Source organism: Acidovorax bellezanensis (genome assembly GCF_025421555.1).
Classification (GTDB): domain Bacteria; phylum Pseudomonadota; class Gammaproteobacteria; order Burkholderiales; family Burkholderiaceae_C; genus Comamonas; species Comamonas bellezanensis.
In genome coordinates this window covers 228,017-240,726 of record NZ_JAODYH010000005.1, presented here as the reverse complement: position 1 = coordinate 240,726, position 12,710 = coordinate 228,017, and the positions used below count along the sequence as shown (strand labels likewise).

The 12,710-nt window shown below is 61.3% G+C and carries 12 protein-coding genes; 8 read left to right on the top strand and 4 right to left on the bottom strand.

From position 1 onward, the window contains the following. Position 1: 1 nt before the first annotated feature. From N0K08_RS12615 to N0K08_RS12590, 6 genes are read left to right on the top strand one after another with little or no spacing between them, the layout of a single operon-like run. A complete protein-coding gene (locus N0K08_RS12615; protein WP_261500729.1) occupies positions 2–838 on the top strand; it encodes an ABC transporter permease in 837 nt (278 codons plus the stop codon). After that, positions 835–1,608 (top strand): ABC transporter permease, encoded by a 774-nt coding sequence (locus tag N0K08_RS12610; protein WP_261500728.1) that lies wholly within the window; start codon positions 835–837, stop codon positions 1,606–1,608. Before N0K08_RS12615 ends, N0K08_RS12610 begins: the two co-directional genes overlap by 4 nt. Before the next feature lie 33 nt (positions 1,609–1,641). Next, positions 1,642–2,502 carry an ABC transporter ATP-binding protein gene (locus N0K08_RS12605; protein WP_261500727.1) on the top strand — a complete coding sequence of 287 codons (861 nt, stop codon included), beginning with the start codon at positions 1,642–1,644 and terminating at the stop codon, positions 2,500–2,502. 31 nt (positions 2,503–2,533) lie between these two features. After that, entirely contained in the window at positions 2,534–3,904 is a 1,371-nt protein-coding gene (locus tag N0K08_RS12600) for an LLM class flavin-dependent oxidoreductase (RefSeq protein ID WP_261500726.1), read from the top strand. 26 nt (positions 3,905–3,930) lie between these two features. Beyond that, a complete protein-coding gene (ssuE, locus tag N0K08_RS12595; protein ID WP_261500725.1) occupies positions 3,931–4,509 on the top strand; it encodes an NADPH-dependent FMN reductase in 579 nt (192 codons plus the stop codon). Positions 4,510–4,544: 35 nt separating this feature from the next. Continuing rightward, on the top strand, positions 4,545–4,760 hold the full coding sequence (locus N0K08_RS12590; protein WP_261500724.1) for a TOBE domain-containing protein: 216 nt from the start codon (positions 4,545–4,547) through the stop codon (positions 4,758–4,760). A 74-nt stretch (positions 4,761–4,834) separates the two neighbouring features. Here N0K08_RS12590 and N0K08_RS12585 read toward each other — a convergent pair whose 3' ends face one another. Beyond that, positions 4,835–6,076 carry a GGDEF domain-containing protein gene (locus N0K08_RS12585; RefSeq protein ID WP_261500723.1) on the bottom strand — a complete coding sequence of 414 codons (1,242 nt, stop codon included), beginning with the start codon at positions 6,074–6,076 and terminating at the stop codon, positions 4,835–4,837. A 913-nt stretch (positions 6,077–6,989) separates the two neighbouring features. Here N0K08_RS12585 and dinG point away from each other — a divergent pair. Next, positions 6,990–9,155, top strand: a complete 2,166-nt coding sequence (gene dinG, locus N0K08_RS12580) for an ATP-dependent DNA helicase DinG (protein ID WP_261500722.1) — start codon at positions 6,990–6,992, stop codon at positions 9,153–9,155. Between the two features lie 128 nt (positions 9,156–9,283). Then, positions 9,284–9,640 carry a zinc ribbon domain-containing protein YjdM gene (locus N0K08_RS12575; RefSeq protein ID WP_261500721.1) on the top strand — a complete coding sequence of 119 codons (357 nt, stop codon included), beginning with the start codon at positions 9,284–9,286 and terminating at the stop codon, positions 9,638–9,640. A gap of 455 nt (positions 9,641–10,095) precedes the next feature. On the opposite strand, the gene N0K08_RS12570 is transcribed toward N0K08_RS12575, so the two are convergent. The 3 genes from N0K08_RS12570 to N0K08_RS12560 all read right to left on the bottom strand — a co-directional run bounded on the left by N0K08_RS12570 (position 10,096) and on the right by N0K08_RS12560 (position 12,527). Continuing rightward, on the bottom strand, positions 10,096–10,329 hold the full coding sequence (locus N0K08_RS12570) for a hypothetical protein (protein WP_261500720.1): 234 nt from the start codon (positions 10,327–10,329) through the stop codon (positions 10,096–10,098). A gap of 877 nt (positions 10,330–11,206) precedes the next feature. Further along, positions 11,207–11,782 (bottom strand): acyloxyacyl hydrolase, encoded by a 576-nt coding sequence (locus N0K08_RS12565; protein ID WP_315968001.1) that lies wholly within the window; start codon positions 11,780–11,782, stop codon positions 11,207–11,209. A 202-nt stretch (positions 11,783–11,984) separates the two neighbouring features. Further along, on the bottom strand, positions 11,985–12,527 hold the full coding sequence (locus N0K08_RS12560) for a Spy/CpxP family protein refolding chaperone (protein ID WP_261500719.1): 543 nt from the start codon (positions 12,525–12,527) through the stop codon (positions 11,985–11,987). Between the last annotated feature and the right edge of the window lie 183 nt (positions 12,528–12,710).

Below are 12,710 nucleotides of genomic sequence, written 5' to 3'. Positions count from 1 at the left end.
CATGGCAAATACCCTCTCCTATCCCGCGCCAGCGATCACCGTGACCGGCCGCCAGCGCCTGCAGGGCGTGGTGCACAGCGCCGAACCTTTCCTGCTGCCCATCGCGCTGTTCGCGCTGTGGGCCGTGGGCGCGGCCCAGGGCTGGATCTCGGCCCAGGTACTGCCTTCGCCGCAATTCGTCTGGGACACCTTGAGCGAACTCGCCACCAGCGGCGACCTGTGGCTGCATGCCCAGGCCAGCCTGCAGCGCGTGCTCGTGGGCTTTGTCGTCGGCAGCGCGCTGGGCCTGCTGCTGGGCGCGGCCATGGGGCTGTCGAAGACCGTGGAGGCCTATCTGCTGCCCACGTTCAACGCGCTGGTGCAGATCCCCGTGCTGGGCTGGCTGCCGTTCGTGCTGCTGCTGGTGGGCATTGGCGAGCCGCTCAAGTACATCCTGATCGCCAAGGCCGCGCTGGTGCCGGTGACGCTGGCCACGCTGCAGGGCTTTCGCCAGACCCCGGCGACGCTGCTCGAAGTCGGCAATGTCTACGGCTACTCGCGGCGCCAGCAGGTGCTGGAGATCGTCCTGCCCACGGCCGTGCCCACGCTGTTCACCGGGCTGCGCCTGGGCTTCACCAAGGCCTGGCTGTCGCTGGTGGTGGTGGAGTTGGTCGCATCCAGCGAAGGCCTGGGCTATCTGATCGTCTATGGGCGCCAGCTGTTCCAGCTGGATCTGGTGATGGCGGCGGTGATCGTCGTCGGCGCATTGGGCTATGCAATCGACCGCCTGCTGGACTTCGCCGAAGCACGCGTCGCCGCGCGCCATGGCGCCCGTCCCACTCCGAAAGGCCTGCTGTGAGTACCACCCCCCTCTCCCCCTCGCCCGCGCGCTGGCGCGGCCTGGTCGTGCCCTTTGCGGCCGTCGTGCTGTGGGCCCTGGTGTCCAGGCTCGATCTGGTGAATTCGGCGCTGCTGGTCTCGCCGGCCAAGGTGCTGGAAACCGGCTGGGAGCTGATCCGCAGCGGCCTGCTGTGGCTCAACCTGCGCGCCAGCCTGGCACGCGAGCTGACCGGCTTCGTCATCGGCACCAGCAGCGGCCTGGTGCTGGGCGGACTGCTGGGCCTGTGGCCGCGTTTCAACCGCATCGTCGGCCCGAGTTTCAACACCTTCAAGCAGATCTCGCTGTTCGCCTGGATTCCGCTGATCTCGGTCTGGTTCGGCCTGGGCGATGTGGCCAAGGTGGTGTTCCTGTCGCTGGCCGCGCTGGTGCCTGTCGTGGTCAACACCGCCGACGGCATTCGCAGCACCCCCGCCACGCTGCTCGAAGTCGCGCGCGTCTATGGCTACACGCGTGCCCAGACCATCTGGCATGTGGTGCTGCCTTCGGCCGCGCCGGCGATCTTCACGGGCGTCTATCTGGCGCTGGTGTATTCGTGGCTGGCCACCATTGGCGCCGAATACCTGCTGGTGTCGGGGCGCGGCGTGGGCAATCTGCTGATCGAAGGCAGCGAGCATTTCCGCATGGATCTGGTGCTGTTCGGCATGGTCAGCATAGGCCTCGTCGGCTGGCTCATGAATGCCGGCGCCCGCACGCTGGAGCGCGCACTGGCCCGGCGGCTGGGCCGCTGAAATCCCCCTCTTCTTTGCGAAGGCACACCCCCCATGACAACCACCGTCACCACGGATGATCTGCACATCCACGTCGCCTCCAAGCAGTTCGACAGCACCCAATCCACCGACGGCAGCCTGCAGGTGCTGCAGGACATCGATCTGCAACTGCCCGCTGGCGAATTCGTCAGCATCGTCGGCGCCAGCGGCTGCGGCAAATCCACGCTGCTGCGCCTGGTGCTGGGCCTGGACACCGCATACGACGGCGCCATCACGCTCGGCGGCGAAGCCATCACCGGCCCGGGCCTGGAGCGCGGCATCGTGTTCCAGGACCACCGGCTGTTCCCCTGGCTCACGGTCGAGCAGAACATCGCCGTGGGCCTGCGCAACGCGACGTTCAACGCCCAGCAAAAGCGCAATCTGATCGCCGAGCATGTGGCGCTGGTCGGCCTCGAGGGCTTCGAGAAGTCCTTCCCGCACCAGATTTCCGGCGGCATGGCGCAGCGCGTGGCGATCGCGCGCGGCCTGGTCAACCGCCCGCGCGTGCTGCTGCTCGACGAGCCTTTCGGTGCGCTCGATGCACTCACGCGCGCACGCCTGCAAGGCGAGCTGCAGCGCATCTGGCAGAAGGAGCGCATCACCATGTTGCTGGTCACGCACGACGTCGAGGAAGCGGTGTTTCTGGGCGATCGCGTGGTGGTGATGCAGCCACACCCGGGGCGCATTCGCCGCATCGTGCCGGTCCATCTGCCCCACCCGCGCAACCGCAGCGACCCGGAGTTCATCCGCATCCGCGACGACGTGCTCGCCGACTTCCTGGCTCCGGACCGGCGTGGCCCCAGCGACGTGCCGCCGCCCGCGCAGCCCGTCGCCTCCATTGGTTTCTCCAGCGAGCGCCTGCGCTTCGCCTGGTAAGCGTCCGTTCCACTTCCACCGAAAGCACTCCGTGACCACAAAAAAGCAGATCAAGCTCGGCGCATTTCTGATGCAGACAGGCCACCACATCGCGGGCTGGCGCCACCCCGACGCGCAGGAAGATGCGGGCGTCAATTTCCGCCACTACGTCGAGCTGGCCAAGAAAGCCGAAGCCGCGAAGTTCGACGCAGTGTTCCTGGCCGACGGCGTGGCCGTGCGCTCCGAGAACATCGAGGCACTGGCGCGCACCGCGCGCAGCGACCAGTTCGAGCCGCTGACGCTGCTGTCGGCACTGGCCGCCGTGACCGACCGCATAGGCCTGATCGCGACCGCCTCCACCAGCTACCACGAGCCCTACAACCTGGCGCGCAAGTTCGCCTCGCTCGACCAGATCTCGGGCGGGCGCGCAGGCTGGAACCTCGTGACTTCGGCGACCAAGGCCGAGGCACTGAACTTCAACCGCAGCGACCAGTTCGCGCACGCCGACCGCTATCAGCGCGCGGCCGAATTCCACGATGTCGTGACCGGCCTGTGGGACAGCTGGGAAGACGACGCTTTCCCGCGCGACAAGCACAGCGGCAACTACCTCAATGCCGACAAGCTGCACGCGCTGAACCACAAGGGCACGCACTTCCAGGTGCGCGGTCCGCTCAATGTCGCGCGCTCGCCGCAAGGCCGGCCCGTAGTGGTGCAGGCCGGGGCTTCCGAAGACGGACGCGAACTCGCGGCGCGCACGGCCGAAGTCATCTTTGTTGCGCACCAGACTTTTGCCGAAGCGCAAAGCTTCTACGCCGACATCAAGGGCCGCGTGCAGCACTACGGCCGCCATCCCGATGACGTGAAGATCATGCCCGGCATCTTTCCCATCGTGGGCCGCACGCAGGAGGAAGCAGAGGCCAAGTTCGAGCAGCTGCAGTCGTTGATCGACCCCGTCGTAGGCCTGTCGCTGCTCGCGGGCATTTCGGGCGGCGTGGACCTGTCGGGCTACCCGGTCAACGGCCCACTGCCCGAATTGCCGCCCACCGAAGGCCCGCAAAGCCGCCAGCGCCTGCTGATCGATCTGGCGCGCCGCGACGGCCTGACGATTCGCCAGCTGTACCTGAAGATCGCCGGCGCGCGCGGCCACCAGCAGATCGTCGGCACGCCAAGGACCATCGCCGATCAGCTGCAGCAATGGTTCGAGGAAGGCGGCGCCGACGGCTTCAACATCATGGGCCCATGGTTCCCCGGCGGCCTCGACGATTTCATAGCACTGGTGCTACCCGAGCTGCGCCGCCGCGGCCTGTTTCGCACCGAATACGAGGGTCGCACCTTGCGTGAGCACCTGGGCCTGGCACGGCCCCAGCATCCGGCGGCGCTGGCGCGTGCTAAAGCCAGGCCGGAGCCGGAAATCTTTGCCTGATAGCGCGTCAAGGAATGGATACAGACATGAGTTTTCTACTGATTGCCGGCAGCCCCACACAGCCATCACGTTCGGCCACGCTGCTCAAGCAAGCATCACTCCAACTCGCACGGGCGCAGCACCACGTGACGCAGCTGGATATTCGCGCCCTGGACAGCCAGGCGCTGGTCCTGGCCGATTTTTCCCACCCGTCGATCACCCGCGCAACGCAACAGCTGGAGCAGGCCAAGGGCGTGATCATCGCAACGCCCATCTACAAGGCGGCGTACAGCGGTCTGCTGAAGATCTTTCTCGATCTGCTGCCGCAGACGGCGCTGCGTGGCAAGTCGGTGCTGCCTCTGGCCACCGGAGGCAGTCCGCACCACATGCTGGCGCTCGACTATGCGCTACGCCCCGTGCTGCATGCGCTGGGGGCCAACGACATCCTTCCCGGAGTCTACGCAACCGACGCGCAGATCACGCGCCTGCCTGAAGGCGGATACATGCTTGCGCCCGACTTGGCCACGCGGCTTTCCTCTGCCATCGACTCCTTGCAATCCTCCGCACTGCCGGCCACGGGCAGTTTTGCATCCGTGGCATTCCACGAAGTTCAACTTTCCACCTGAACCCTTTCTTCAACCGCTCCAACGCCATCAACATCATGACCATTCAAGCCATCAACGTTCGCAATCAGTTCAAGGGCAAAGTGCGGGAAATCATCCGCGGCGATGTCGTCTCGGAAGTAGATGTGGAGACTCCCTGGGGAGTCGTGACTTCGGTGATCACCACCCGTTCGGTCGACGACCTGAAACTGGTCATCGGCTCGGAGGTCGTGGCACTCATCAAATCCACCGAGGTTTCCATCGCCAAGCTCTGAGAAGATGGACCCAGGAACCGCCACCGGCACGCCCTGTGGCGGTTTTCTTCATCCAGATCTGTCCAGGCTTGGCATCACGCCATAACCTGCAATTCAGGCCCTTCGGCACACATGTCCATGTCCGGTCCGCAGACCTGATTACGGCCTGCGTTCTTGGCGCGGTACAGCTGGGCATCGGCCTGCTGGAACAGGCTGTCGGTGGTGCATGTGGCCTCGGCCTGGGCGATGCCAATGCTGGCCGTAAGACAGGTCGCCGTTGGCGAAAACTCATGGCTGATCTGCAGCCCCTGCAACTGCTGCAGCAGATGCTGCATGCGCAGCTTCAAGGCCTTTGCATCGTCGGCATAACTCAGCAGGCCGAATTCCTCGCCACCCAGACGGATTGCCAGGTCCATGGGGCGGGCGGCGTAATGCTCCAGCACCAGGGCCACCTGCTGCAAGGCCCGGTCGCCTGCCTTGTGGCCGTAATGGTCGTTGTAGAGCTTGAAATGGTCCAGATCCAGGATCACCAACAGCAGGGTTTTGTCATCGCGCCTCGCCTGGGCCAGGCAAATCTCGAAATGCTTTTGAAAGCTGCGGCGGTTGGCCAGACCGGTGAGCGGATCGTGGCCGGCCTCCCAATCGAGCAGCCGGCGCAGCACAAACTGCTCCCGCGTGCCGCGCTCGCGCAGGTAGCTGCTGAACGCCATCATCATCATGCACAGCACCAACAGGCTGGCGATGGCCCAGAACTCCGACCATTCCGCCGGCGACAGGATCCACCACCCCGCCAGCAGGTAAGCGACCAGCAATGCAGCCGTTGTCGGCATCGTTTCGCGAAACGTCAGACCGCATGGCAAAAACACCGCCATCAGGATCAGAATCGATCCCGCCATGGCATTGCCCATGCCCATTTCCATGTAGAGATAGCCGGTCAGAAAGCCGGTGATGCAGTACACCGATACCGTCACCAGACAGGCGACATGCTGCCAGCGCCCCCATAAACGGCGGTGCATACCGATCAGCAGCCCGGTCAGCGCCAGCAGGCCCGCCAGTCGCGCGGGCAGCAGCAGCTTCAGAAACTGCGCTTCATTGGCCGTCCCCTGAATGTTCTGTACATAGCGCGCCACATCCCAACAGGCCACGCCCATCCACAGGATGAGACCGATCCAGATGCAGAACCGCACATTGCGGGTCTGGGTTTCGCGCAAGAAACTCACGAACTCGTCCTCGACGGCGGCGCCAAAGCGCAACCCCAGGAAACGACCTTGCAGCTCACGCCGATAGAGCCGTGAGGGGTTGTCCAACGCAGACGTGTTCAGTGGCGAGGAGCGCATAGGAAAGCCGGTACCTGCGGACGGAGGAATGCTCCGATTATTTTCAAAATGTCACACAAAAACTGTGTTTTGTCACCCTGGTGTCAGTTTGTAAGCCCTGCGCGCACTTCATGCGCTGCATGGCCACACGTACGAGCGGCGGTGGAAGATATGAAAAATTACAAAACGATCAAAGCAAGATCAGCCGGCTACCAGGTGTTCCTGGCTTCAATTTTCCCTTGAATCACCCATTTCATCTGTTATTGACTCATTTTTAAGCTATCAATAGCAGAGCAATAGACGGTGAAAAATCATGAGACCGCCTGCACTCCCTGGCGTTTTCCCTCTGTTTTCCACTTTTTTTGCCTCATTTTTAGGCAATTCTGCGTCCAACAAGGGAACGGTCCAGGCGATGCCCTGTTCCGCGAAAATTCGCGCCCTGCTCCAGCGCCTCTGTGCACAAGAGACCGCTGCCTCCATCCATCGCCTCTGTGGATAAATCTCCGCCAGTCTCACTGTTGCCTCTCCCTGAAAACATCGAAAATTCAGAACAACCTGTGCACAACAAACATAAACCATTGATTTAAAACAAATTTGTTAAATTTTAAAACAGGAAGCCAGCAGACTTACCCCCATGGATATGCACAGCATGCGCAGAAGTATTCCAGGGGATGAGTCTGTGGATAAGTATTCCCTCCAGGAGGCAGCAAAAAACTTATCCTCGCTTATCCACAGAATCCCCAGTCCTGCGAAAATAGACCATCGCCCACCCAGTGGCTGGCAAAAATACGCAGGCAGCACATGCCACATGTACTGCAAAGCACCTTATGTAGTGCAAAAAACATAAGATTTAACATCTTATTCATTACATATCTATGTTTTATTCTTTATCTATTACGGCTGATGCCTGTTTGGCCGACGCAGCAAGCTCTTAATGTCCCAGCAAAAGTGGGCCCAGTTGGGCCTTGAATCGTTCGATGATGTCGTCGCGTCCATCCCGGGCTTCCGCAGCCGCGAAGGGCAGCGGCTCATGGCGAGCCAGGTCGCCCAGACTTTCAGTACCGCCCAGCTCGGCAAGGTCGATGACGATGCCCCCGCTCCAGAACGCGCCATCGCCGTGGTGCAAGCGGGTACGGGTGTGGGCAAATCGCTGGCTTACAGCGCTCCCGCCATCGCGCTGGCGTTGGCGCGCGGCACCCGGGTGCTGATCTCCACGGCCACCGTGGCATTGCAGGAACAGTTGGTAAACAAGGATTTGCCCGCCCTGGCCGCGCAACTGGAGCAACCTTTCAAATTTGCCCTGGCCAAGGGGCGCGGACGTTTTGTCTGCAAGCTCAAGCTCGAACGCCTGGCAGGCACCGGCGAATCGCACGACGAGGCCGACGACTTGTTTGCCGAAGAAGAAGCCGCGACCCGCAATGCGCGCCCCGCACAGGAACGCGAAGCACGCATGCAGTTCTATGCCAGCATGGCCGATGCCCTGGCCACCAACGTCTGGGATGGCGACCGCGACTCGTTGGCCACGCCGCCCGAGCCCGAAGTCTGGAGCCCGGTCGCGGCCGAATCGAGCTCTTGCACCGGCAAGCATTGCCCGGCTTTTGACGGCTGTACTTATTACGAGCGCCGCAAGTCCATGGTGGCCGCCCAGGTCATCGTGGCCAACCATGATTTGCTGCTGTCTTCACTGGGCGCTCGCCTGTTGCCCGACCTGGACAACTGTCTGCTGGTGCTCGACGAAGCCCACCATCTGCCGGCCACGGCCCTGTCCCAGTTCGCCTGTGCGCTCGATTTGAGCCGGCTGGGCTGGATCGACAAGCTGGCCAGCCGCGCGCTGCGCGTGGGCACACTGATCGAAGTCGAGGAAGTGGCCGATGTGCCCACCCACTCCAGCCAGCTGCGCCAGACCTTGCAAGACCTGGCCAAACTGGTGATGGATTTTTACGGCGACGACCTCAAATCGCAAAAGGACAGTTGGGGACCGGCGCGCGTGCGCGCGCCCCGCGGAGTGCTGCCCGAGGCCTTGCTCGAACCCCTGGCGCAGGCCGCCCACCACGCCAATGGCTTCCTCGATGTCTTGCGCGCCGTGTCCAAGGCCCTGCGTGTGGAGATCCGCGACAATCCAGAGGAAGCTCGCAGGTTGTCCACAATGTATGCACAGGTTGGCGCACTGGCTCCACGCCTGGAGTCGGTCTATGACACGGCCCAGTTGCTGCTGCAGCAGCCCGCGCAGGATGACGACAGTCAGTACGTTCCCAACGCAAAATGGTTTACGTTGGAGACAGATGGTGAATTCATCGTGGTCAAGGCCCACGCCAGCCCCCTGCTGCCAGGCGCCACTTTGCGCCAGCATCTGTGGTCGCAAGTGCGCGGTGCGGTGCTGACATCGGCAACGCTCACCAGCTGTGGACAATTTGATTTCTTCCTGCGTGAATCCGGCCTGCACGGCGATCCTTCGGTGACCACGCTGGAAGTCGCCAGCCCCTTCGATTACGCGGCCCAAGGCATTCTGGTGGCCGCCGAAACCCATGCCGACCCGCGCCAGGCCAGCGCGTTCACCAGCGAGATGGTGGACGCGCTGCTGCACGACCTGGCCCGCGTGGAATCCGGCGCCTTGGTGCTGTTCACTTCGCGCGAACAGATGCGCCAGGCCGTCGACGCCCTTTCCACGGCCATGCGCAGCAGCGTGCTGGTGCAAACCGCCATGCCACGCGCCCAGCTCCTGAGCTTGCACCGCGAACGCGTCGCAGCCGGTCAGTCATCCATCATTTTCGGCATGCAGTCGTTCGGTGAAGGCCTGGATCTGCCTGGTGCGCTGTGCGAGTCACTGTTCATCACCAAGCTGCCGTTTGCGCCACCCGATGACCCCGTGGGCGAAGCGCGCGCTGAATGGCTGCGCAGCGCCGGGCGCGACCCTTTCAGCGAACTGGTGGTGCCGGCCACGGCCATACGCCTGGCGCAATGGGTGGGACGCGCCATTCGCACCGAGGAAGATAGAGCCTTTGTCTATTGCTACGACAAGCGCCTGGTGCGCACCAACTACGGCCAGCGCCTGCTCAACGGCCTGCCGCCGTTCGCGCTGGAAAAACGCCCCCCCCGCTGAGAACCGGCCTTGCGCGGGCGCACGAGCCTCCGTGGCCCCTCAAGGGCTGGTTATGCTGGACGCTGAGCGCCCGCCGCCCCTGGTGCCGGCAGGCAGCCTTCTGATTGCATTTTTCGAGAAAGCCATCCATGTCCCCAAACCTCCCAGCTTGCCCCCAATGCGGCCTTGAGAACACCTATCCCGACGGCAGCAACTACCTGTGCCCCGACTGCGCTTTTGAATGGCCCCAGCAGGCCGCAGAAGCCTCCGAGGACAGCGAAGCCGGTGACGGCAGCATCCGCGATGCCAACGGCACGCTCCTGGCCGATGGCGATGCCGTGCTGCTGATCAAGGACCTGAAAGTCAAAGGCTCGTCCACCGTGATCAAAAAGGGCACCAAGATCAAGAGCATTCGCCTGGTCCACGGCAATGGCGATCACGATGTGGATTGCAAGACGGAACAGGGCAGCTTCATGCTCAAGTCGGTATTCCTGAAGAAGGCCTGAAGCGCCTGAGGCCATACGCTGGCGTCGAGAGACGGTCCGGCGTATGGCTGGGTCCAGCCCGCGCCGGGTCTGCGCGGCGGCTGGCCGATTTTCCGCAGATGCCCCATCACCCGCGCAGTCCGGCGTCCACCTATGGACGACATCGCGACAGGCACCAGGCGGCCTGAGATGGCAGATGGGCCTCGCGCCCTGCCAATTTTCGCCTGGGCATTTTCCTGGCAGCACCCTGCCCCCTGACTCGGCTTCAGCCGCCTTCCCCTGGCGTGCCGCCGGTCCTGCATCCAACACCCCGGGTTCCTCGCTTTGCGGCGCTTGTACGCCCTGTGCAGGCTCTTGCGCCAGCTTTCAAGTCCCAGACCAGCCCAGGCCTCGATGCGCGGCTGCATGGGCCGCCAAGCCTGCAGCAACCGGTGCAGCCAGCACCAGCTCCCTGCACAAAGCCGTCCAAACCCGGCTCAGCCTTGTTCCTGGCGCCATGTAACCAGAGTTACCAGCGCCAGGGCGGCGCCACCTTTGCGTTGAAATTTTTTGAATATCCAATAAAAACAACGACTTAGCAGAGCCGCGTAAGCATTCAGAACTTTTCTCCACAGCTGTTGATAACAACGTGTTGATAACTTTTCGTTTTCAGGTTTCCAGTCACCGGTTATCCACATTTCGACGGTTTTTCTGCAGGTTTTGGCATCCATGGCACTGCTTTCACCTGGAATTCGCCGTGGACCGTGCATTGCAGGACTGAACTTTGCGCTTTTTCCCGTGATTTCGCAAGACGGATTTGTCTGGATGCGGCTGTTGAGCGGCTTGTCCCAGGAACTCTCCTAGTTGTTCATTTATTTCACTATAAGAAATTAGTCGTAGTAGTAGAACGGCGATGCTTCTGTGGATAACTAGTGTTTTCTCAATGAAATCAACACATTCCGTTTTTCTAAAGCCTGTGTGTGAAGCCCTGCTCTGGATGTATCGCAAAAGTGGATAACTTTTCAAAATATGAAGTTCCTGTGGATAACAGTGGCGTTCTAATTTTGATATCCACAGGGTATGAAGCTGTTGTTTTTTTGACGGTTTTTGATTAATTAACTAGGCTACACAACACTATTTAGCTATCTATTTAGGAGTGGATAACTTTTTTTGCATGGCAATTCAAATAGTTTTTTTGTGCTGTGTTTATTTTTTTGGAGCTACATGGCTTTTGAAGCGATCGCGACGTGGATTGGATGATTTGAAGCACTGCTCAAAATTTGTGCTCTGTTGTTATTCCTAATATCTCTATTTATAAATAGTGTTAGTAGTAGAGCATGCTGTTTTTTGTGGATAACTATATATTTATCAATAAAAACAACAACTTGCATTGATTGAAAGCATGTGTCCCAAGGGCTGCTGCTGCTGCATCAGGATTGGGTATAACTTTTGATTCGTCAGTATGCTTGTGGATAAGTGTGAAGTTATTCTGGAATTTTCCTCAAACTTATCCACAAGCGTTTTGGGCAAAAAAAACCGCCCTTGCGGGCGGTTGGAGCGCTGATTTTTCAGCGCGCAGCGTCAATCTTGTGGATAACCTGGCATCGATCAGAACCGGTGGGCGTATCGCAGCTGCAGGAAGTTTTCGCCAGGATTGGGCTTTTTGATGCCGGCGTTCGACACATGCTCCAGGCGCAGCATCCATTCATGCTGGCGGTTTTCGCCAAAGTTCATGCCGACAGCGAGATGGGTGGCGAAGTTGTAGCGCGTGCTGAACGCTTTGTGGCGCGTGCCGTAGTACTTGTCGGCAAACACCACGCCTGAGCCCGCCTGGGCGAACCAGGCCGCGCGTCCCTGGTCGCCACGCCAGCGCAGCGAAGGCACGACGCCGATAACCGTGGTCTGTTGGCGTCCGAGGTGTTGCTGGCTGGACCAGCGGCTGGCAAACAGATCCCAATGGCCAGTGACCTGGCCGGGTCCCAGGCTGTAAGTCCACTTTTGCCAGGGCAGGGTCATGCCCAGACTGGCGGCATGGCCGTTGCTTTCGGTGATGGCTGCCTGGGCATACCAGGTAGGGGCGTGGTCGGTGAACAGAGTCTGGGCTTGAGCGCCTAAGGCGACCAGGCCCAGACCTGCGGCGCCACACCAGGAACTTGCGCGAAGCAGGGCGGCTTTGACGGACATTGTTTACAACTCCTGAGGTCTGGAAGGGATGGTTGTAAACAAGTGTAGAGAGTTCTGGCGTCCCCGTGGTGAGGATGATGCCCACGCCGCCGCCGTTCAATCGGTGTCCAGAATGCAGAAAGCCAACCCGCTCCAGAGAGGGGTTGGCTTTTTGATACAGGCATGAACCCCGACGGCAAGCCGCCGGTTTCAGGAACGCTTGTTACTTGGCTGGGGCGGCTGGCGCATGGTGTTTGCCATGGTGAGCACCAGAATGCATGCCGTGGTGCAGGGTCTGGGCGTCAAAGGTTTTTTGCTGCGCCGGCGTCAACGTGGCGTAGAACGCCTTGGTCGCTTCGGCACGGCGTTCGGCCTGGGCGTTGCGTTCACTGCGCATCTGGCGCATCTGGTCTATGCGCTCGGGTGTGGTCAGCTTGGCAAAGCTTTCGCGGTCGAAGGGCTTGCGCGGCATGGGCTTGAGGGCTTCACGGAAGGTGGTCCAGCCGGCTTGCTGGGCGTCGGTCAGCTGCAGCGCAGCCTGGAGCTTGGCGGCTTTTTCTGCCATGCGTTTGCCGTGAGATTCGTGCCCACGGTGCTGATGCTGATGCTGAGCTTGTGCCTTGGCAGGGGCCGGTTCGGCGGCTGTGCTGGTGGTGGCTGCGGCGACTGGCGTGGCCGGGGCCTGGGCCCACACGGGCAGGGCCAGGGCGGCGAAGACGGTGGCGGCAGCTGCGGTGGCGGTCAGGGTGCGTTGGAAAATAGCCATGGTGCATGTCCTTTGGATCGGTGGATGAACACGCTGCAGCCCGGAAGACTGTGCGCTGGATGTCAGTGTGCGGCGCCTGTGTATCGCTGGCGTGAGGCCTCGGTGATGCTGTGTAAAGTAGTGACAAGCTGCAGCGCGTCAGTGCAAGCATTTTTTACAACCAGCCAGGGGGCAAAGCCCTGT

Excerpts from the sequence above, each read along its gene's own strand:
- N0K08_RS12615 (WP_261500729.1), top strand. The coding sequence starts at position 2 with ATGGCAAATACCCTCTCCTATCCCGCGCCAGCGATCACCGTGACCGGC.
- N0K08_RS12605 (WP_261500727.1), top strand. The coding sequence starts at position 1,642 with ATGACAACCACCGTCACCACGGATGATCTGCACATCCACGTCGCCTCC.
- ssuE (WP_261500725.1), top strand. The coding sequence starts at position 3,931 with ATGAGTTTTCTACTGATTGCCGGCAGCCCCACACAGCCATCACGTTCG.
- N0K08_RS12590 (WP_261500724.1), top strand. The coding sequence starts at position 4,545 with ATGACCATTCAAGCCATCAACGTTCGCAATCAGTTCAAGGGCAAAGTG.
- N0K08_RS12585 (WP_261500723.1), bottom strand. The coding sequence starts at position 6,076 with ATGCGCTCCTCGCCACTGAACACGTCTGCGTTGGACAACCCCTCACGG.
- dinG (WP_261500722.1), top strand. The coding sequence starts at position 6,990 with ATGTCCCAGCAAAAGTGGGCCCAGTTGGGCCTTGAATCGTTCGATGAT.
- N0K08_RS12575 (WP_261500721.1), top strand. The coding sequence starts at position 9,284 with ATGTCCCCAAACCTCCCAGCTTGCCCCCAATGCGGCCTTGAGAACACC.
- N0K08_RS12570 (WP_261500720.1), bottom strand. The coding sequence starts at position 10,329 with ATGGATGCCAAAACCTGCAGAAAAACCGTCGAAATGTGGATAACCGGT.
- N0K08_RS12565 (WP_315968001.1), bottom strand. The coding sequence starts at position 11,782 with ATGTCCGTCAAAGCCGCCCTGCTTCGCGCAAGTTCCTGGTGTGGCGCC.
- N0K08_RS12560 (WP_261500719.1), bottom strand. The coding sequence starts at position 12,527 with ATGGCTATTTTCCAACGCACCCTGACCGCCACCGCAGCTGCCGCCACC.